Below are 21,257 nucleotides of genomic sequence, written 5' to 3'. Positions count from 1 at the left end.
TTTTTTATGCTCCCTGTAATTCCGGTTGTTTGATTAATACTGGTGAAATAGGTAATGTTTGATCTCTATAGCAGTTCGGTGATTTTTCAAAAATAGCAAGATCTACTGTTTCGCCTTGCCATTTTACGAACCCTTCACCTCGCTCAAAAAAGTATATATCGCCATTCTCGGGATCTTTGGAGGCCAGTAATATCCATCCACCTCCTATTAGCTCCCTTAAACTTTCTTGACGGGCATAGATTTTTTCTAAAATTTGGGCTTTTGCCTCAACAAGTACCAGTAGCCGCACTGCTTCATGAATTTCAATCATTTGTCTTGGCAAGCCGGTACGCAAATCACTACTCGTCCCTTCCATAACTGCAAAGAAACCAACCACATTATGAGGAACTTTTGTTCCACAGCCAAAACGTTCGTTATTTACGGTAGAAAAATAATATTCTAGATTGATACCTGCTCCAACGGGACCTACGGCAAGTAAAATCCCTTCCAGTATCTTTCCTTCTGGATCTTGCGTGGGATCATAAGAAATCAAAAATGCACGGCGATCAAAAAAAGCACCTTGTGTAATTGAACGACGACCAACTATTGCTGAAGCATTTGTCGCATGCCCCAGTTCAGGCCGAGCCTGCGAAAAATCTCTAGAACGCTCTTCAATATGTTCGAGTGCTTGCTCTGGTGTTGGATTAAGGGGTGCTGAAGCAAGTCGACGGCAACGCTCATGTGCAGACATTCGCTGAATTTGTTGCAATTGCTGTTGCAATTTTTTTAGAGCCCCTAATCGCTCTGCCGGCACATCTTCAAGGTCATACCAAATTATTTCTTCGTTACAGGTATTATGCTCTGTCCCTATGAACCAAGTTTCAGGCGGGATAACAATGCCACGTTCGGCGACCAATTGACGAATTACCGGACGATTTGCCATTGCTGCGAATAATCGCGCATTAGGTCCTCCATGCCGTCCACTACAAGCCCCACAGTCATAGGCAGAGAGATGAGGGTTATTTTGACTTATCGAGCCATGCCCAACTAATAAAATAATTTCAGCAAACCCATAAGTTAATCCCGTATTACGTAAAAAAGCAGCCACTCGGTCTGCTTGTTCATTATCAGTAAATCCCAATTTTGGCTTCTCTGGAGAAGCCGGAGTTACATTGTCTGTCGAAGTAAAATTTAATTGGGTTTTGACATCAGGAGATACACGCTTTCTCAGCCTTGTCACCCAATCACTCTGAGTTTTAGGAAAAATTGTCTTAGTTAGTAAACCTGGCAAAACAATGGGTGCGACAATATCAATAACAGGTTGGGCTATCAGCAAATGCCGGCGCAAACCTTGGTGTATCCAATTGGTCACCCACTTGATTGTTCTACTACCACTTAAATGGCTTGATAAAGCCTGCGCACTACCCGCACGCGGTACTTCCTGAACTTCATGGGATGGTGTAACGACTACAGGGCATAGCGGTGAAACTTTAGTATCATCCAACCCTTTATAATTCATTGGCACCCCAAAAAAACCAGCAGCACCCAAAGTTTCTATTGCCGGATTTAACTCTTCTAAGTGCCGCCGAAAGCTTTCTTCACGATCATCTATACAAAATATAAGTTGTGATTCTGGGCGCATTTTACGCGTCGCCCAACGACCGCGATCATGGTTTGCTCGTATTGCCTGGAAAAATGCCTCTCGATAATTGCGCTCATAAGCATAAAGCCATATTTTGGAGCGTTCTGTAGTGTTAAACTCATCGAGAACTGACAACATTTGAAGCAAACTTTCTCTTTGCATGGCCTGCACTTGTAAGGGACCTAACCCTAAATGCTGACAAAGCCGAAACAATCGCCATCCACTATTGCAAGTATTGTGTGTTATACCACTTTCTGACATTGGACTAAATTGCCACGTCCACATTAAATCAGCAAGTTGCTGCCATTCTGTTTGATTATGCCGCTCGGAACCCGCATGCACAATAAGTGCTTTTGCAGAGTGAGTCAGATATTCTGGTAATTCACCTAGGTATAACAGTCTACGTACCATAAATTCTGATAAATTTTTACGGAAATAGTACTGTATAGATCCAAGCTTAGCATCGATTCTCCAGATATCACGGCAAGCTTGAGTCAACCAGAGCCTATCTAACGTGAGCCGGATAGCTAAATAATCGGACAATTTGGGAGCTGCATCATTCTCAGCATTATACTGCGGATGATGCTGTCGCCAATTAATCATGCCAGACCAGCCTGGTATTTCAAGAGCTAGGCGGCGTAAATATCCATCCCATCTATCTCGCGGAATTTCTAGCTGAGATAGCTGCAATATAATGCAATCAACTGCATCTTCAGGAACATCAGTAATTATTTGTTGCCAGTCAGGCAGATCATGTAAAAAAGGGTTAATGTCATATTTTGCAGCTGCACGCCATGCTGCATAAAAACCCAACTTATGGCGCTCTGGCAGTTGCCAGGCTGCCATCCCTTCATCCAAAGCAGATGCACCAAAACGTATCAATTGCGGCCGGACAGAAAATAATATATCTATACCGCTCAATGCCATGACAAGACCTCGCAAAGTAATACTATTACCAATTTGGGATAGCATCTCATCAAATTTTGTACCCGCCTCTTGTCGCATTTTCTGATGTATAGACAAGCCAGTGCTATCCGGATGGCTAGCAGAAATTTTATTTATCCAATCTTTTGCTTGTTCGATCGATAAATCAAGCATATTCTCAGGATGCAAATCAGCCTGCTCTAAGCCTAATTTACTTAAGATACTCTCCCATAATTGTTTAATTTCGTGTCGCTGATCCATTCCTGATGGATATAAACGTCTGCGAATCTGATCAGGAACATCATCTTGAACTATCTCCAGCGCTTTCTTCTCCTCAACCTGCCAATTAAATTGATTGACATTAATAGGCTGTAGATCATATAACAATGCAATTCGATAGATATCCTTCCGCTTGATTATTAAATCATCTGATTGATATATAATTTGCTCAGCTTGTAGGTTTGGATCTTTCGCAAGAACCGCAAAGATATCTTGATCAGTTATTCTGCCTTGCTCATAGAACTTTCGACTTTGCCTCTCGGGTAGATAACCATTAATACCCGTCATTTTTTCAGATTCAGCCAGCGCCTCTTCAAATGGTAAATGCTGATAACCATGCAAAGTATTGTGATGCACAAAATCAAGAATTGGTGCTTGCCCAGGCAACACATGATCTAAATGATCGAGTGCTGCTATAATTCGTTCACGATCGCTGGTAAATATTGAAGTTACATGCATTACTATTCCTATTGTAGACGCTGACTGATTATGTCATTCATCAGATTCATAGTGGACAAAGATAAATCGATTAATGGTGCTGGCCATAGGCCAAATACCACAATACCCATCACAAGAACACTAGATGCTAATATTTCAAATATTCTCAGATCCTCAATCTCTCGCATTTGAGATTTCACAGGACCTGTAAATAGCATACCAATGGTTCGCATGGCGTATGCGGAGCCTATGAGAATACTAAGTCCAAGTAGAATCATCAGATTTCCCCATTGCTGAAAGCCGCCCACAATAGCATGCAGTTCAGCAATAAAACCGACCGTACCAGGTAGACCCATTGCTGCAAATAAGGTAATCGTCATAAACAAAGCAAAACGAGGCATAACTTGAACTAATGAGCTATAGTCCAATATATTGCGAGTATGTGTCCTTTCATAAAGTAGCCCTACCAACATAAACATAGCACCTGCTACCAACCCGTGCGCAGTCATCTGTAAAATAGCCCCCATGATCCCGGTTTTATTCATTGTTGCAATATCTAGCAAAATGACACCCATGTGGCTAACTGAAGAATAAGCTACCATCGCCTTCAAATCGGATTGACGCCAAGCCAACAATCCTCCATAAATCATCCCCAATAGAGCCAGAAAAACCAAAGGACCCTGAAATACTTGTGCAGTTTCAGGCATCATAACTACAACACGGATTAAACCATATGCGCCCATTTTCAACAGAATGCCTGAAAGCAATATACTGATAGGACTGGGAGCTTCAACATGCGCTAGCGGTAGCCAGCCATGTAATGGAAAAATGGGCATCTTGACCCCAAAACCAATAATAAAGCCAAGAAATACCCAAAATTGCTCACCACTAGGCATACTCTGAACAGCCACACTCATTGAGGACATCAAAGTACCGCTATGTTCCGGCATATATTGGCTAATCGCAAACAAGCTGATCAGCATAAAAATTGAGCCGCCCATTGTATAAAGCACAAAATTAAGACTAGCTATATGACGGCGTACCCCTCCCCAGCGGGCAATCAGCAAAAAAAGTGGGGATAAGGTCAATTCCCAGAATATATAAAATAATGACCAATCTTGGGCAAGGAAGACACCCAGCATCCCAAATTCTAATAACAGGATAGAGATATGGAAACTTTTAACATGAGTTGAAATATTGAATGATGCAAGTAATGCTACGGAGGTGAGGAGTGTTGCTAAAAACACCATCGGTAATGACAAGCCGTCAACACCCAAAGCAAAAGTTGTTCCTAATTTTGGATTGAGTATGAACTGCTCATTGAACTGCATTGCTCCATCGTTCTGGTTATAGATGACAAGCAACCAGCAGCTCAGAAAAAGCGCAATTGAAGTAAATAAATTTGCTAAAGAACGAATTTGATTAATTTTGTGGTGTGGAGTCAATGCCAGCACTAGAATTCCAAAAACTGGCGTACTAAGTAGTGTGCTGAGTATGCCCATCAAAACTGCCTTAATTTAAAGCTGATCATTGCAGCAATATCCATTTTCATTAGACATAAGTTAATAGATTACTATAACAAATGCGAAGAATTAGTGAAGATTTTAGCTCTTAGAAACTATTGAAAGATAAGAATTAATGCAGCTCCATTTTTTAAGTTTTCCATTTTACATTTTTTTTCTAAATACTTCTCTTATAGCAATTTTGTAAGAGACAGATCATCAATTTTTCTGGAGCATAGAAATTAAATATGATTTTTATTAATACAATTCTTATAAAAGAATTGCTAGCTCGCTGAATGACTTTTTTACTTACAACATTTCATGAGTATTATCATGTCGCCTAAAGAGCGAGGGTTTTATCATTCTCCCTTTAGGCGGCTTTATTTTTTTAATTTAAATACGTAGGCTCTAATTATTGATTAATTTAGAAAGAAATCTATATCTATTACATTTTATAGAGCGCAGAATATTTATTTTTAGAACTATCGTGCATTAAAGCGAGCAGAAAATAACAAAAATAAAGAATAATTCCAACGCCAACATCAGAAGAAAGCCAGTTTTCTAAAGAAAAATTCCAATTTCCACTAGCTCTAGGAAACCCAATAACGGAAAAAACACTGACAAAGGTCAAGCTAATACCCATCGCTAAAAGAACAAAGAGTTGATTAGTTCTCATGAATTTAACTCCTATATTTCATAACTTATTCAAAAGATTTAACGCATTAAACATAATTAGTTTATGCTGCATATCATCTTATGATATTCACAAAAATTTCACAACTATTTTATAAATAATTCACATTAATAACATTTATTTTAGATATCAAAATTTTAATTTTTTTGATTCTATTTTTAGATTTGGAATATATATATACATAAACGAATAAGTCATAAAAGAACGCTACCGTTTTACTAACTAAGGTTTTTCAGTTAAAAAATCGTCATGCTTTATTTGATGAGGTTGTAGATGAAATATTGCATGATGTGTAATTAGAGTTTGAGCTATGCCCAACAACATATTCTCCGGTAATTACATAAGAACAAGCAGCATACTCTTCCGATACCTCGCTGCTTGTGACAGGGATTATTCATGAAGTAAACATAAAGGTAGGGCTATGGTAGATTAGCTTAGGTGCGAAGCCAACCTAATACAATTCTAAAATTAATTTAAATTTATGTGAATTATTTGCTATTTTTTTGTGAACTTATTGTGAAGAAAATTATCTTATGATCATGCAACAAAAATGATCTTAATTAGCAAATTAATTTGAAGGGATAATTTTCATGAAAACCAAACATGTCTTTTTGACAGTAGCAGCAAGCGTTAGCATAATTTTTTTTAGTGTACTCTCTATTATTGGATTTCCAAAATCTATGGAAGGTTGGATTGTTTCAGATGTTATTCTCGGAGTCATTCTTTACTTAAGTTATCTCGTAGTAGTTCCGGCACGAGATACTTCAAGAAACGAATATAAAAGAATATTTGGGTAATAAGGGATGTATATAATCTGGGAATCAATGTAAAAATTGAAAATATGCTTCTAGGCTTGGCGCAACTTAGTAAGAAGAGGCAATTACTGCTTAGCTCCAGTCGTGAGAAAAGAAAACATGAGAAAATTGCTTTATAGCAATAAACAAAAAACCTCTCCTGTTGTTTTCTTGAGCAGTAAACAAGAAAGCCCGGTTCATTCGCAATACAATGAATATTTTTTAAAATAACTTTTTGTATTTTAAGAGGATCGGGCTTTTTAACTATCAATAACTCGCAAATCAGTTGATTATCAAGCCAGCCGTTATACTAAGTTTTAAGATAAAAATTATTTATTAAGACAAATTATGCTGAGATTGTTTTTTGACAATCTCAGCATAATCAAAAGTCTTTTATAACTAAACACGCTATCATGGAAAAGCTAAATTTAATAAGAGATCGGCGGCCCTTCAACCCATAAACAGTCTGACACCAAGCACATACCACCAAAATCTTTCAATTTGGGTTGAATTGATTTTATTAAATTCTCAGCCGGATCAATCTCACAAACCACAACGACCAAAACATTTTCTTCTTGCATTAAAATATCGTAAGGACTACGAAAACCACGTGAGCCTAAACCACCAATCTTTCTAAGTACAGAATAACCACGAATTTTATTTTCCGACAGCAGTTCTATCAAATTATCAAACTTTTCTTCCCCTATAACAATATCGATCCTTTTCATAGCTTTTGTATTATTCATAATCTTGCCTCCTAGGTCGTTAAAAATTGGTCAAATCTAAAAAAATTCCATTTTTTTAACTAATCTAAAGGAATGCTATGAAACCATTCAGCCATTTGCCAATAGATAGGGACGCCCACAAAAATGTTAAAAGGGAATGTAACACCTAGCGAAGCACCGATTGATACGGCTGGATCGGCTTCTGGCACAGCGATACGCATAGCAGCTGGTGCAGCTATATAAGAGCAACTAGCATATAGAACAGCGAGCAACATTGTGCCACCTGGTGATAATTGGAAATACCAGCCGACATAAGCACCGAATAACCCCGCGGTTAATGGGAACAAAATACCAAAAGCAACGATGAATACACCTTTTTCTAAGACTGCTTTTAAACGCGCCGATGCTAGCAGACCCATTTCCAACAGAAACAAAGCCAACACACCCATGAATAAGTCCATGTACATTTTATCGAGCGGTGCAACATTGTTTGTTACTCCTGCGTAGTAACCAATAATGACACCACCTATCAATAGTATCAGACTCGTTCCAGTCAGAATTTCGTGCAATAATTTACCCCATTGGGTTTTTTCCCCTTCGGCTTTATTTGCACCTGCTTTCGCTAAAATCACGCCGGTCACCAGCGCGGGTATTTCCATCAACGCCATAATCAATGCCATATAACCTTCACTGGTCTGATTGATATTAGCTAGATAAGCCACACCGACGGCAAAAGTTACCGCGCTCACCGAGCCGTAGTGAGCAGAGATAGAACCCGCATCAGCCTGACTGAATTTTCCCACAAATCTCAATATGGGATAGGCTGTAAGTGGAACCATCGCCGCGAGTACAACCATAGCCGAAGCGATAGGCAACACTTCCATAATATCGTACTTGGCCATAGATACTCCGCCTTTGAAGCCAATGGCTATGAGCAAGAAGATACTTAAGCTTTTATACAAAGCCTCAGGTATCTTAAGATCAGATTTCACTACGCCCGCTAACACCCCCAACACAAAGAAGAACACAACTGGTTGTATCGTGGCCATATCAACTCCTTTCCTGAAAATGTTTAATTTGGTTCAATACGCTATTTCTTGCCCCAAACCAGAGAAAAGACTGTCTGAAGTTATATCGCTTCATATCATCCTCCTGAGATGAATAAAAGGTCTGTGGAGCAAGCAAAGGGACTAATTTTTCTCCAACCTATTATTGGAGTTTAACTATCCTTTGTATCCAGAAGTTAACACAGGCAGTGTGAAAAATATGTGAAAGGAGTGAAAGAAAATTATGTAATTAAAATACCAAATTATCAGGGGAAAGTAATATGGAAAGTTGCGCCATGCCCGGGAGAACTTTCTACATCAATTTTCCAACCGTAATAATCACAAATCCGTTTAACAATTACTAATCCGATTCCTAATCCTTGCGTTTTCTTGGATCCTCGGAAAAAGCGTTCATAGAGAAAGGGCATAAAAGCAGGTTCAATTCCAATGCCTGAATCAGAGATTGATAAATGCTTATTGCTGAAACTTACACGAATATACCCTTGTTCAGTATACTGAACAGCGTTGCGTAGCATATTAACGAGTGCTGTGTATAATGCCTGTCTATTTAAGGTCAATACTTCCCCGGGTTTAATAGCCACATCCAGTAAAATTTTTTTCTGGTAAATTTCTTCACAAAACGGTTCAACTGCGTCAAAAACACACTCAGCAATGGCTACAGGTTCCATCGTCCCCAAAGCCTGTTCACGCGCCAGAAACAACAATGCTTGGACTTGCTCACCCATTCGAGTGGATACTGCCTCAATATTTTTTATTCGAGCATAGGTTTTGTTGGGTAAATTTTGCTCAGCGAGCAATAATTCACAACTGGTTAGAATTGTTGTGATAGGTGTACGAAGTTCATGGCTGATATTGGCAGTAAATTCCTGTTCACGCTGCAGCATACGCATGATGCGATATTGATAATCTTCTAAGGTACGGGCAAGTTGAGCCACTTCTTCATCTTGACCAGGCTGACTCAGTGATACACAATGCAAATTATTCGTCACCAAACTTTGTCCATTTTGATTAGCTGGTAACAAACGCTTTACTCGTTCGGCTAAATCTGTTACTTGCTTGACAAGTAAACCCGCAAGCAAATACCCTATAAAAAAAGCAATCACAACAACGCCAACGAGCGATAAAATAACCAGTAATCTAAATTCGCGTTGTCGCTGCTCATGAAACCCAATTTTGTAAGCAACGAGAAATTTTGTACCATTATCATATTTCACAAAAACACGCATTTCTTCATCATGATAAAAAATCTTATGTAATCCACGGTCAAGATCCTGCAAGTGGCGCGGTAATTGCGATTCTTCTTTGCTGTTATGTATCACGTAACTATTAAGACTGGATCCTACCTGTGGCGTAAAATTTGTAAGCTGACGAAAATGAAAAATTACATGATCCATTTCAGCCTCTATAATTTGTTTGATATGCGCTTCTTCAATGTCATCAGCAGCAAAATAGAGACTTATAGCGAGTGTACCAACAATGATGGTACTAAAAATTGCGAGGGCAAGCGTCACACGCAGACGAATGCCATATTTAATTTTGAACACTTGAAGTTAGACAGTAACCAAGACCATGAACAGTTTCAATTGGATCATATCCACCAGCTTTTAATAAAGCTCGTCTCAATACATGCATATGGCTTCGCAATGTATCACTGGTTTCCAATTCTTCCTCCCAAGCCTCAAGCTCTAGTTCTTTACGACTAAATACTCGCCCAGGTTCACTCATTAGTAATGCAAGCAATCGAATACATTTTGGTGGAAGCTTAACATCATTATTTGCAAAACGAACCGATAAGGTCTTTGGATCAAAACTAAGATCACCTACCTCGAGTTTTCGTGCAGCGACTTTACCTCTGTACCGCTTGTGCATGGCGGTTAAACGCGCTTCTACTTCTTTTAGCGCAAAGGGTTTTATTATGTAATCATCAGCGCCACTTTCAAAACCTATCAACTTATCATCCAACGTATCACGCGCAGTCAACATTAATACTGGAATATCAATCTGACATTCTTGACGAAGCTTTCGACACAACGTCAAGCCATCCAGATAAGGTAGCTTGAGATCAAGAAGAATAGCATCGAATGGTTGCGTACTGGCCAGACGAAATCCAGTAGCGCCATCAAGCGCAGCATCAACACTATGACCACGCGCCTCAAGAAAATCATAAAGATTCGCAGCTATTGCCTTATCATCTTCAATAATGAGTATACGCATAAATAGAGAAGAGTTGATCGCGTTAAAAATTCTTAGCTAATCTATATGATACTTACGACTGAGTGTATGAACAGCTTCCACCAGAGCCAATGCATTCTCAGGAAGAGTAAATTGAGAAATTCCATGCCCAAGATTAAACACATGTCCCGCACCATGACCATAACTTGACAAAACTTTTTCGACCTCAGCAGTAATTGTGTCTGATGAAGCAAATAATACTGCAGGATCAAGATTACCTTGCAGTGCAACCTGATCATTAACGCGACGCCGTGCCTCGCTAATATCTATTGTCCAATCAAGGCCAATAGCATCACATTTACTATTGACCATATGCTCCAACCATAACCCTCCACCCTTGGTAAAGATAATGTTGGGAATGCGCGCACCATCGTGCTCACACTTTAACCCCGCAATAATTTGAGTCATATAATGCAAAGAAAATTCCAGATAAGCAGAATGTGACAATGCTCCACCCCACGTATCAAAAATCATGACTGCCTGTGCGCCTGCTTCAATTTGTGCATTGAGATAAGCTGTAACAGCCTGTGCATTTACGTCGAGAATATGATGTAACAAGTCAGGGCGTTGGTATAGCATAGTCTTGACTTGACGAAAATCAGTACCGCCACATCCCTCTACCATATAACATGCAAGTGTGAATGGGCTACCAGAAAAACCTATGAGCGGAACCTGATCATTTAATGCTTTGCGAATTTGCGAAACAGCGTCGATGACATAACGCAAATGCACGTCGGGATCAGGTACGATGAGAGAACGTATTTCCCATTCTTCACGCAAGGGACGTACAAATCGTGGCCCCTCCCCTTCGGCAAAATATAATCCCAATCCCATTGCATCGGGGATAGTAAGAATATCAGAAAATAAAATAGCGGCATCTAGTGAAAAACGCGCTAATGGCTGCATGGTCACTTCTGTCGCAAAATTAGGATTCTTGCATAACGACAGAAAATCGCCTGCACGCGCACGGGTTTGATTATATTCAGGCAAATAACGCCCAGCTTGTCGCATGAGCCATACAGGAGTGTATTCAGTAGGCTGGCGTAGTAATGCTCGAATTAAAGTATCATTTCTTAATTTTGTCATTGAATGATCTATCTAATTCTTATCGATAATAACGGTTCACAGGAAAAATCTAATTCTTTGGTAGAAATTTTTTAATTTCAAAATTAGCTGCATATGTTACCAGTGATTGACTTTGGGTTTGTATATTTCATATAAGAATCTTGGAAAAATTACTAAGCAAACTCAATTTCCTCGTTTTTCTTTTTTGTCTAGGCGAGAACCAGGAAAATAAACTGCATCTACTGAACCCTACTGTGAGATATAAAGGTTTTGATGTTTCTTTATTCATTCAGTAAAATAGATGGCGCTATAGTGTTATGTTATGGCAGCACTTTTTAAACCTTGCTTCACCGTAGACTTGCAAATTAGCGGGAAGCTTTACCCATAAGGATATTATGAGACATTACGAAATTGTTTTTATTGTCCACCCAGATCAAAGCGAACAAGTACCTGCGATGATTGAACGCTATCACGGGATTGTGACAGCCAAAGATGGAAAGATCCACCGTGTAGAAGATTGGGGGCGCCGTCAACTTGCTTATCTTATTCAAAAAGTACACAAAGCGCATTATGTCCTTATGAATATTGAATGTAACCAAGAAACACTGGATGAACTTGAGCATGCTTTCAAGTTCAATGATGCTGTGCTTCGACATCTTACAATCAGAATGGACGAAGCTGTCACTACCCCATCTATTATGATGCAAGAAGATAAAGATAAATTATCGATAACTAGTGAGGGTACAGAGGATAATCCAGAGAGTGCCCCAAGCACAGAAACCGAGATAGAGGGTGCCTCTGAGAAAGCCGGTGCTGAGGCTTAAAACAGGTAAATTATTGAATTATAACCAGACTATTATCTGCGGGAAAATTGTAAGAATTGATCCATTACGTTATACCCCGATCGGTAAGGCAATTATAGAATTCGAGATAAGCCATGCCTCAAAGCAGATTGAGGCAAGTATTGAGCGTCTGGTAGTTTGCAAAATTTTTGCCGTAGCATTAGCTGACATGGCGAAAGCAATTTCCGATATGGAAGTTGGTAGCTTCGTTAAGCTAACCGGATTCCTTGGAAAAAAGAACAAAATCAGCTCTCAGTTAGCATTACATGTAACGCATATCGATATCTTATAAACATTCAAATATTCAGAAAAAATAGGAAAATCACAATGAGATTTACAAGAGGTAGAGATAGTAATTTAAAAAATAAAGAAAAAATGGCAAATCGCCCTTTATTTAAACGTAAAAAGTTTTGTCGCTTTACAGTAGAAGGTATCAAAACCATTGACTATAAAGACATCAACATATTGAAAGACTTTATCGGCGAGAATGGCAAAATCATCCCTGCTCGTATTACTGGAACCAAATCATATTATCAGCGCCAGTTAAATACAGCGATAGAACGCGCACGTTTTCTCGCACTGCTGCCCTACACTGATCGGCATTAAGAACTGAGGAGAAATATCATGCAAGTAATACTGATGGAGAAAATTGCAAGCCTCGGACAATTGGGCGACATAGTCAATGTTAAAAGAGGATTTGCGCGCAATTACCTGATACCGCAGGGTAAGGCTAAATGGGCTACTGAAAGCGCGATCGCTGATTTTAAAGCCAGACGCGCTGAGTTAGAGAAAAAACAGGCAGAAGCTATGGCAAATGCTCAGGCATTGGCAGCAAAACTGGACGGCTTGCTTGTGCAAGTAACCCAAAAAAGTGGAGTGGATGGTAAATTATTTGGCTCAGTTACCAATGCAAATATCACCGAGGCACTTAAAGAGCAAGGTTTCTCAATTGATAAATCGATGATTCGAATGCCAGAAGGTCAAATCAAGCAAGTGGGTGATTATCCCATCACTATCGCGTTACATAGTGATGTATCAGCCCATATTACCGTATCAGTCTTAGGTGAAACAACCACTTAAACATTTTTGATTATTTTATGAAGGAGGACTGGCAACAGTCCTTTTTTATATTTCAAACATTCAATGATAAAATTTGCTTCTTTAGTGTTTGCAGATTTTGTCAGATTCCTATGGTTCAATTACCCACTAGCACTGCTTATAATGAATTATTAGATATTTACAAGACTCCACCTCATTCTGTTGAAGCAGAGCAATCAGTATTAGGTGGCTTAATGCTGGATAATCATGCATGGGATAAAATTGCAGACATTATCACTCATACTGATTTTTATCGGCAAGATCATCAGCTCATCTATCATCATATCTGCAATCTTATAGAGCAAAATAAACCTGCTGATGTGATTACTGTCGCGGAATCGCTCGAAAATTCAGCTGAATTACAGAATGTTGGCGGGCTGACTTATATAGGCTCAATAGTACAGAATACACCAACAGCCGCTAATATTCGCCGCTATGCTGAGATAGTAAGAGAACGCGCTATTATGCGTAAGCTTGCTCAGATCAGTACAGAAATTGCTGACTCAGCCTATAATCCGGCAGGACGCTCTGCATCAGATCTATTAGATGAAGCAGAAAGCAAGATATTTGAAATTGCTGAAATTGGCGCACGTGGTAAGCAGGGATTTATCGATATTCAACCTCTCTTAAAGCAGGTGGTTGAGCGCATTGAAATGCTATATAGCCGCGACAATCCGAGTGATGTCACGGGTATTGCATCTGGCTTTCATGATTTAGACCAGAAAACTTCAGGCTTTCAACCCGGAGACCTTATTATTGTCGCAGGCAGACCTTCGATGGGCAAAACAGCCTTTTCTCTTAATATTGCAGAACATGTGGCATTAGGGCTTAATAAGCCAGCAGCTGTATTTAGTATGGAAATGGGCGGAGCACAGCTTGCGATGCGTATGCTGGGCTCAATAGGCAGGCTTGATCAGCACAAGGTTCGTACTGGACGATTGGAAGATGAAGATTGGCCAAAGCTTACTCATGCACTGGGTAAACTGAATGATGCGCCTATCTTTATTGATGAAAGTGCTGCATTGAATGCGCTGGAGCTTAGAGCCCGAGCACGGCGACTTTATCGTCAGCATGGGGAACTGGGATTGATCGTTGTCGATTACCTGCAGCTCATGTCTTCACATACCCACAGTGAAAACCGCGCCACCGAAATTTCTGAGATTTCACGGTCGCTTAAAGCCTTGGCAAAAGAGTTACAAGTACCCGTCATCGCATTATCACAGCTTAATCGTAGCCTGGAACAGCGGCCTAATCCGCATAAACGCCCAGTAATGTCTGATTTGCGTGAATCTGGCGCCATCGAACAGGATGCGGATGTCATCTTATTTATTTATCGCGATGAAGTATATAACCCTGATACCCCGGACAAAGGAATTGCTGAAATCATTATCGGAAAACAGCGCAATGGCCCCATTGGCAAAATCAACCTAACCTTTCTGGGTGAATATACACGCTTTGAAAATTGTGCCCGACCTGAGTATTATTAATCAAATAGCGTATTGTGCTACACTCTCATGAGCAAGAAAAATGCCTTTCTGTTAATTCCGATCCAGTCGCCGATATTGTATGGCTTCTGCAATATGCCCACTGTTAAGCTGCTCACTACTTGCTAAATCTGCGATAGTCCGTGCCAGTTTCAAGATACGATGGTATGCCCGTGCAGAAATATTTAAACGGGAAAATGCGTGCTCCAGCAACTGTTTACTCTGCTCATCCAGCTGGCAATGTTGATCTATTTCATGCACCCTCAAACCAGCATTAGTACCGTTCTGCCGCACGAGTTGATATTGGCGGGCGGCCTCGACTCGCGTTCTTATCATCCGGCTTGATTCACCTGTCCCTTGCTGCAGCAAATCCTTTTTCGGTACAGCGGGCACCTCAATCTGCATATCGATACGATCAAGCAAAGGGCCAGAAATTTTTCCACGATAACGCGCTATCTGATCAGGTGTGCAGCGGCATTTCCCTCCATAATGACCTAAATAACCACAAGGACAGGGATTCATTGCAGCAATTAGCTGAAACCGTGCCGGAAAATTTGCTTGCCGTGTTGCCCGAGAGATAGTGATTTGGCCCGATTCAAGTGGCTCACGCAGCACCTCCAAGACTCTACGATCAAATTCTGGCAGCTCATCGAGAAATAACACCCCATGCATTGCCAGGGAAATTTCTCCTGGACGAGGAATACTGCCACCTCCTACCATGGCTATCGCAGAGGCGGTGTGATGAGGCGAACGGAAAGGACGATGTTTCCAATTTGCAATATCGAAGTAACCGTTAGCAAGCGACTGCATAGCAGCAGACTCAAGCGCTTCTTGCTCCGTCATAGTAGGAAGAATACTCGGAAGACGTTCAGCCAGCATTGACTTTCCTGTGCCTGGCGGCCCAATCATCAATAGACTATGAGCACCAGCTGCGGCAATCTCCAAGGCACGCTTAGCATGCACCTGACCTTTTACTTCAGTCAGATCTGGATGATAACTTGAATTATCCCTACCGATACTTGTTTCAGAGGGTATTGTGTGCGGCTGCAATAATTCATGTCCAGTTAGATGCGCACAGATCTGAAGTAATGATGCCGCCGGATAAACGCATGCTTCCCTAACCAGGGAAGCTTCTGCAGCATTATGTTGCGGTAGGACAAAACTACGTCCTGATCGTGACGCACCATAGGTCATGGCTAATGCCCCATGGATAGGACGCAATTCCCCACTTAAAGAAAGTTCACCTACCCATTCATACTGATCAAGTTTATTAGCAGGTATTTGACCCGTTGCCGCAAGAATACCGAGTGCAATAGGTAAATCAAATCGTCCACTCTCCTTGGGCAAATCGGCCGGTGCAAGATTGACCGTGATCCGCTGCGCCGGGAATTTAAATCGCCCATTTTGTAGCGCAGCACGTACCCTGTCTTTACTTTCCTTTACTTCCGTTTCAGGTAATCCAACAATCGTGAAGCTGGGTAAACCATTGGATAAATGAGTTTCTACCGTAACCAGTGGTGCTTCGATACCTGATAGTGCGCGACTATAAAGGATAGCCAGTGACATGAAGAATAAGAAATGCGATAAATACTGCCTGTTATCAGAGAATTAACAGATACATGGCAAGACAGTTAAGCAACCAGAAATCTAGCCAGTAAAAATGTTTAGTTTAATTATTAACCTTCATAATTCATATCGCTTGTAGTGGTTGCTGACGTAGTTGGCTTAAGCTGATTCTCATAATTTACCTCGCTTGGAGTGGTTACTGACGTAGTTGCCTTAAGCTGATTCTCCAAGGCAGCAACTTTTTCTTCTAGCTCAGTCAATTTTGCGCGAGTCCGCTTAAGCACTTCTTGTTGCACATCAAACTCTTCACGCGTTACGACATCCAAACGAGAAAGCATACTCGTCAACATGGCGCGCATATTCCTTTCAATATCCTTGGCCGGACTTTGAGCTATAATTTCACTAATCTTGGAACCGATTTCGTCCAGAACATTTTTATTAACCATTTTTTCTCCATTTATATTAATTGATTACTGAGTATCCAGTATATAAGCTTGGTTTATAGCATTTACAGCATAAAATCGCATACTTCAAACAAATAGGCAACCTGAAAAAGAGTGCTAAAAATTGTCACAAAATAAAATCGTGTACGATGATCGCTATCTTCTTTATACCCATATTGATTCATGACTCTTGATCGTTTACAGCTCCTGGAAAATTGGTTAAAAACAGAATTTCCTGGTAAATCTTTTGAACTCTCCGCTGCTTCTGCTGATGCAAGCTTCCGTCGTTATTTTCGTATCATAATGGATCAGCAATCTATCATTGCCATGGATGCGCCACCACAACTGGAAAACTGCGCACCATTTCTGCATGCAGCTGAAGTATTTGTTACCGCTAACGTCCATGTACCGACTATATTAACCCAAAACCTGACACAAGGTTTTTTGTTACTGTCAGACTTGGGAAATACGACTTACTTGCAAACACTGCAAACAAATCCGGCTACTGCAGATAGGCTTTATGGCGATGCAACCGATGCACTCATTAAAATTCAACTGATCAGTCAGACAAATACATTTCCTGAATATGATGCAGCGCTACTCAGAAAAGAATTAGACTTGTTTACAGAGTGGTACGTTGCCAGACATTTACAAGTAATACTCAGTCAAAAGCAAATCGATGACCTAGCGGCTATTTTTTCACGCATTCTTGAAAATAATCTTGCCCAGCCCAAAGTATTTGTTCACAGGGATTATCACTCTCGCAACTTGATGATGACTACACCCAACCCTGGTATTCTTGATTTCCAGGATGCAGTGTATGGTCCAATTACGTATGACCTTGTTTCGTTGTTTAAAGATGCCTATATCCATTGGGAGGAAGAGCGCATATTAGACTGGGTCATTCGTTACTGGGAAAAAGCACGTAAAGCTGGACTTCCCGTTTCGACTAATTTTTCTAATTTTTACCGAGACTTTGAATGGATGGGTGTCCAACGTCATCTTAAAGTATTGGGAATTTTTGCGCGACTGTATCATCGAGATCATAAAGAAGCCTATCTCAAAGATATGCCACTAGTCATGACCTATTTACGCAAGGCATGTGAACGCTACCGAGAGCTTCATCCATTGCTTAACCTATTGGATCAGCTTGAAGGCATACAACCTGATACAAAAATGGGTTATACCTTCTAATTAATACCTTCTACTTAATGCCAAGTCATTCCTTTAAAGCCATGATTCTTGCAGCAGGGCGAGGTGAGCGCATGCGCCCTCTCACCGATACATTGCCCAAACCGTTGCTTCGGGCCGGAAAACAAATGTTGATCGAATATCATCTGCAAAATCTGGCACAGGCTGGTTTTAAGGATATCGTCATTAATCATGCTTATTTAGGCCACATGATTGAGGCAGCCTTAGGTGATGGTCAGCGCTATGGCATCAACATTAGCTACTCAAAAGAAACGACTGTACTGGAAACAGCGGGTGGCATCGCCAATGCGCTACCGCTTTTAACCCGTTGCTCAGCAAAACAACCCTTCCTGGTTGTCAACGCCGATATCTTTTGTCAGATAAATTTCTCTACCTTATTACCAGCATTGCAGCGATTGCAAATAAATTCTGATGGCGAGCTTGCCCATTTGGTCCTGGTCGATAACCCTCCTCATCATCCTGATGGTGATTTTTTTCTGGAGCAAGGACACCTCACTGCAAGCGGGCATCACAAACTCACTTTTAGCGGGATTGGTGTTTATCATCCCGACTTCTTTAATCAGGTTGCGCCTGGAACTGCCAGCAAACTTTCGCTTTTATTAGGCCAGGCAATCCCTTTAAATAAGGTTGGAGGGGAATATTACCAAGGAATATGGATGGATATCGGCACACCAGAACGGCTGCAATGGCTTACTGCACAATTTGTATGAAAGTATTTTGGTATTCAATCTCTTATGGGCATCCACTGATACAGGTTGCCAATTAAAGATATTAAATGACAGTACATTATACCTTTGGCCAGACAGCGTGTTGTGGTACCCAAAACTGTACAGGTATTTATTAATTCCATTTCTAATCAAACTGGTTTTGTCGGCTTCACCTTGCTGTATTAGTTATACTGGCTGCGGCTTGCCTTCGCGTCATTTTTGATTTGGAAATGGAATAACTATAAGTTTTAAATTTATGAAAATGCTGCAAAGTGGATATATGAGAAAATAGCGAATTAGAAAATTTCAGTATTTCAGAAATTCGCATCTTATGTATCCCATAACTTCCCGCGAGCATGCTCTCTTTAAACAACTGGTCAAGCTGGAAAAATCGTCACGGGCACGACGATTAAAAGGTTTGACATTGCTCGATGGAGTCCATCTCATTCAGGTTTATCATGCGAAAGAACAAATACCGCTAAAGTTGATCGTAAGTGAATCAGGATATGGCTATGCTGAAATCAATTATTTGATACGCAAATTCAGCAAACAATCTGGCATCGATACCGCAATATTCAGTGATACCTTGTTCAAGCAAGTATCTCCTGTCACAACACCAACCGGTATCCTAGCGTTGATTAATATTCCTACATGTGATCCTAATGCAATTGATGAAAGTCAGGTATTTTGTACATTACTAGAAGCCATACAGGACCCTGGCAATCTCGGTTCGATGCTGCGTTCGGCCGCCGCCGCTGGTGTAAGTGATGTTTATTTATCCAACGATTGTGCCGATGCTTGGTCACCCAAAACTCTGCGAGCAGCAATGGGAGCACATTTCTCGCTAACCATACACGAGCAATCTGATTTGGTGCAAATAGCTCAGCAATTTCATGGCAAAGTCATTGCGGCGACTTTACAGTCTGCACAGCACCTTTATCAGACCGATCTCAAAGGCCCGGTTGCATTTGTATTTGGCAATGAAGGCGCAGGATTATCGCAAGAAATACTGAGAGCAGCCAGCGAGCGGGTTACAATTCCTATGACCGACAATACGGAATCGCTCAATGTAGCTGCCGCAGCAGCCATCTGTTTTTTTGAGAAGATGAGGCAGCAATGCTATTAATATTTAATTGCCTCATCTAAACATTTAATCAATGTGTCTTGTATCAGTTCTCAGCAGGAGGAGAAAACGACAGCTTTACACCTAGGTTACCACCCGCCATTGGCTTGGAAAACCTTAGTCGGTTTTCTTTGTAGTCGTGGCAGCGGCAACGTAGAGCAGTTAATGGGTAATCGCTATCTACGAACGATTAAACTCGGCAATGCTACCGGCTGGATTACTGCTCAGCAGGATCCGATACGTCATCGAATCAATGTAGAAATATCGCCGTCACTGCTGCCTCATGTGACTCAGCTACAGACTTGTTTACACATCTTATTTGACCTGAATGCGAATCCAGTCGCTATTGAAAGTCATCTGAAACGCGACAAAATATTAAAACCACTGATTACTCATAACCCTGGCTTACGCGTTCCGCGTACTCTGAATGGCTTTGAGCTGAGCTTACGTGCGATAGTGGGTCAACAAGTTTCTGTCAAGGCAGCCACTACCCTATTCAATCGTTTCGTTACAACTTTTGGTGAGCTGGTCGATACTCCCTTTCCTGAACTAAACCGCACCGGACCAGTAGCGAGCGCGATCGCTGACGCAAAGCTACAAACCTTGATCAATCTGGGTCTAACGCAACGCCGTGCTTTAACTATTCAACTGCTTGCAAAGAAAATAACTGATGGAGCACTGAAGCTGGAGGAAGGGAATTCAACTCAGCTCATTGAACAATTGATTGCGCTGCCAGGAATCGGCCCTTGGACTGTTCAATACATTGCCATGCGCGCTCTGGGAGACTCTAATGCAATCCCGGCCTCAGACCTGGGACTCATGCGCGCATTACAAGTAGAAAAGTCAGCGGGTGTTCTGAGTCGTACAGAAAAATGGCAACCCTGGCGTGCTTACGGCGTAATCCATTTATGGCATCATTTAAGTACAGGAGGCTAAACAATGAATAACTACACGATTATGGAAAGCCCTATCGACCCACTTTTACTCATGAGCGATGGTGAACACCTTATGGGCTTATATATGGATGTACAAAATTACTTACCTCACATGAAAGAGAATTGGGTATATGACCCAGCGCTCTTTAAAGAAGCCGTTTCCCAATTAAAGGCTTATTTTGCAAAAGAATTATCTCACTTTGAACTCCCACTCAAGGCAACTGGAACAACTTTCCAGGAAAAGGTTTGGCAATCGCTCACCACCATTCCCTATGGTGAAACGATCAGCTATAAAAGTATTGCCGAACGTATTCAAACACCCAAAGCGGTACGGGCAGTTGGTTTGGCAAACGGAAAGAATCCTATTTCCATTATCATACCTTGTCATCGCGTGATTGGTGCAAACGGTAAACTGGTGGGTTATGGCGGTGGCCTCCCCCGTAAGCAATGGTTATTGACACATGAAGCAAAACAGGGTGAGCTACTGCCAAGGTAAAGCTGCCCCC

General features: G+C 41.0%; 21 protein-coding genes. 11 read left to right on the top strand and 10 right to left on the bottom strand.

Annotation, left to right across the window (positions count from 1 at the left end):
- Positions 1–4: 4 nt before the first annotated feature.
- From BM122_RS07865 to BM122_RS07855, 3 genes are all read right to left on the bottom strand, one after another.
- Complete coding sequence (locus tag BM122_RS07865; RefSeq protein ID WP_074905011.1) at positions 5–3,283, bottom strand: DUF2309 domain-containing protein; 3,279 nt, start codon at positions 3,281–3,283, stop codon at positions 5–7.
- An 8-nt stretch (positions 3,284–3,291) separates the two neighbouring features.
- Positions 3,292–4,764, bottom strand: coding sequence for a complex I subunit 4 family protein (locus tag BM122_RS07860; protein ID WP_074905009.1), 1,473 nt, complete (start codon positions 4,762–4,764; stop codon positions 3,292–3,294).
- 445 nt (positions 4,765–5,209) lie between these two features.
- Entirely contained in the window at positions 5,210–5,440 is a 231-nt protein-coding gene (locus BM122_RS07855) for a hypothetical protein (RefSeq protein ID WP_074905007.1), read from the bottom strand.
- Positions 5,441–6,048: 608 nt separating this feature from the next.
- On the opposite strand from BM122_RS07855, the gene BM122_RS22310 reads away from it, so the two are divergent.
- A complete protein-coding gene (locus BM122_RS22310; RefSeq protein ID WP_074905005.1) occupies positions 6,049–6,255 on the top strand; it encodes a hypothetical protein in 207 nt (68 codons plus the stop codon).
- 425 nt (positions 6,256–6,680) lie between these two features.
- On the opposite strand, the gene BM122_RS07845 is transcribed toward BM122_RS22310, so the two are convergent.
- The 5 genes from BM122_RS07845 to hemE all read right to left on the bottom strand — a co-directional run bounded on the left by BM122_RS07845 (position 6,681) and on the right by hemE (position 11,362).
- A complete protein-coding gene (locus BM122_RS07845; RefSeq protein ID WP_074905003.1) occupies positions 6,681–6,998 on the bottom strand; it encodes a P-II family nitrogen regulator in 318 nt (105 codons plus the stop codon).
- A 59-nt stretch (positions 6,999–7,057) separates the two neighbouring features.
- Positions 7,058–8,026, bottom strand: a complete 969-nt coding sequence (locus BM122_RS07840; RefSeq protein WP_074905001.1) for a sodium-dependent bicarbonate transport family permease — start codon at positions 8,024–8,026, stop codon at positions 7,058–7,060.
- Positions 8,027–8,289: 263 nt separating this feature from the next.
- Positions 8,290–9,588, bottom strand: coding sequence for a sensor histidine kinase (locus BM122_RS07835; RefSeq protein WP_074904999.1), 1,299 nt, complete (start codon positions 9,586–9,588; stop codon positions 8,290–8,292).
- Positions 9,575–10,258 carry a response regulator transcription factor gene (locus BM122_RS07830; RefSeq protein WP_074904997.1) on the bottom strand — a complete coding sequence of 228 codons (684 nt, stop codon included), beginning with the start codon at positions 10,256–10,258 and terminating at the stop codon, positions 9,575–9,577. The genes BM122_RS07835 and BM122_RS07830 overlap by 14 nt, the downstream gene beginning before the upstream one ends.
- Before the next feature lie 36 nt (positions 10,259–10,294).
- Positions 10,295–11,362: a uroporphyrinogen decarboxylase gene (gene hemE, locus BM122_RS07825; protein ID WP_074904994.1), complete on the bottom strand. Its 1,068-nt coding sequence runs from the start codon at positions 11,360–11,362 to the stop codon at positions 10,295–10,297.
- A gap of 374 nt (positions 11,363–11,736) precedes the next feature.
- Here hemE and rpsF point away from each other — a divergent pair, with 374 nt between their 5' ends.
- From rpsF to dnaB, 5 genes are all read left to right on the top strand, one after another.
- Positions 11,737–12,165 carry a 30S ribosomal protein S6 gene (gene rpsF / locus BM122_RS07820; protein ID WP_074904991.1) on the top strand — a complete coding sequence of 143 codons (429 nt, stop codon included), beginning with the start codon at positions 11,737–11,739 and terminating at the stop codon, positions 12,163–12,165.
- 13 nt (positions 12,166–12,178) lie between these two features.
- Positions 12,179–12,475, top strand: a complete 297-nt coding sequence (gene priB / locus BM122_RS07815; RefSeq protein ID WP_074905085.1) for a primosomal replication protein N — start codon at positions 12,179–12,181, stop codon at positions 12,473–12,475.
- 35 nt (positions 12,476–12,510) lie between these two features.
- Positions 12,511–12,789: a 30S ribosomal protein S18 gene (gene rpsR / locus BM122_RS07810; RefSeq protein ID WP_074904989.1), complete on the top strand. Its 279-nt coding sequence runs from the start codon at positions 12,511–12,513 to the stop codon at positions 12,787–12,789.
- Positions 12,790–12,807: 18 nt separating this feature from the next.
- Positions 12,808–13,263 (top strand): 50S ribosomal protein L9, encoded by a 456-nt coding sequence (rplI, locus tag BM122_RS07805; protein WP_074904987.1) that lies wholly within the window; start codon positions 12,808–12,810, stop codon positions 13,261–13,263.
- 110 nt (positions 13,264–13,373) lie between these two features.
- Positions 13,374–14,768: a replicative DNA helicase gene (gene dnaB / locus BM122_RS07800; protein WP_074904985.1), complete on the top strand. Its 1,395-nt coding sequence runs from the start codon at positions 13,374–13,376 to the stop codon at positions 14,766–14,768.
- A gap of 51 nt (positions 14,769–14,819) precedes the next feature.
- On the opposite strand, the gene BM122_RS07795 is transcribed toward dnaB, so the two are convergent.
- Both BM122_RS07795 and BM122_RS07790 read right to left on the bottom strand, forming a co-directional pair.
- Positions 14,820–16,331 (bottom strand): YifB family Mg chelatase-like AAA ATPase, encoded by a 1,512-nt coding sequence (locus tag BM122_RS07795; protein WP_074904983.1) that lies wholly within the window; start codon positions 16,329–16,331, stop codon positions 14,820–14,822.
- A gap of 110 nt (positions 16,332–16,441) precedes the next feature.
- The gene (locus BM122_RS07790; RefSeq protein ID WP_083398388.1) at positions 16,442–16,777 is read right to left on the bottom strand and encodes an accessory factor UbiK family protein; all 336 of its coding nucleotides are present in this window, start codon (positions 16,775–16,777) and stop codon (positions 16,442–16,444) included.
- 180 nt (positions 16,778–16,957) lie between these two features.
- Here BM122_RS07790 and BM122_RS07785 point away from each other — a divergent pair, with 180 nt between their 5' ends.
- The 5 genes from BM122_RS07785 to BM122_RS07765 all read left to right on the top strand — a co-directional run bounded on the left by BM122_RS07785 (position 16,958) and on the right by BM122_RS07765 (position 21,247).
- A complete protein-coding gene (locus tag BM122_RS07785; RefSeq protein WP_074904981.1) occupies positions 16,958–17,968 on the top strand; it encodes an aminoglycoside phosphotransferase family protein in 1,011 nt (336 codons plus the stop codon).
- A gap of 41 nt (positions 17,969–18,009) precedes the next feature.
- Positions 18,010–18,696, top strand: coding sequence for an N-acetylmuramate alpha-1-phosphate uridylyltransferase MurU (murU, locus tag BM122_RS07780; RefSeq protein ID WP_083398387.1), 687 nt, complete (start codon positions 18,010–18,012; stop codon positions 18,694–18,696).
- Positions 18,697–19,024: 328 nt separating this feature from the next.
- Positions 19,025–19,819 (top strand): TrmH family RNA methyltransferase, encoded by a 795-nt coding sequence (locus tag BM122_RS07775; protein ID WP_074904977.1) that lies wholly within the window; start codon positions 19,025–19,027, stop codon positions 19,817–19,819.
- A 33-nt stretch (positions 19,820–19,852) separates the two neighbouring features.
- The gene (locus BM122_RS07770; RefSeq protein ID WP_083398386.1) at positions 19,853–20,752 is read left to right on the top strand and encodes a DNA-3-methyladenine glycosylase family protein; all 900 of its coding nucleotides are present in this window, start codon (positions 19,853–19,855) and stop codon (positions 20,750–20,752) included.
- Positions 20,753–20,755: 3 nt separating this feature from the next.
- On the top strand, positions 20,756–21,247 hold the full coding sequence (locus BM122_RS07765) for a methylated-DNA--[protein]-cysteine S-methyltransferase (protein WP_074904972.1): 492 nt from the start codon (positions 20,756–20,758) through the stop codon (positions 21,245–21,247).
- Positions 21,248–21,257 lie beyond the last annotated feature (10 nt).

The sequence above is a fragment of the Nitrosomonas communis genome, from assembly GCF_900114745.1.
GTDB classification, from domain to species: domain Bacteria; phylum Pseudomonadota; class Gammaproteobacteria; order Burkholderiales; family Nitrosomonadaceae; genus Nitrosomonas; species Nitrosomonas communis_A.
This window is presented reverse-complemented; position numbering and strand designations above follow the sequence as displayed.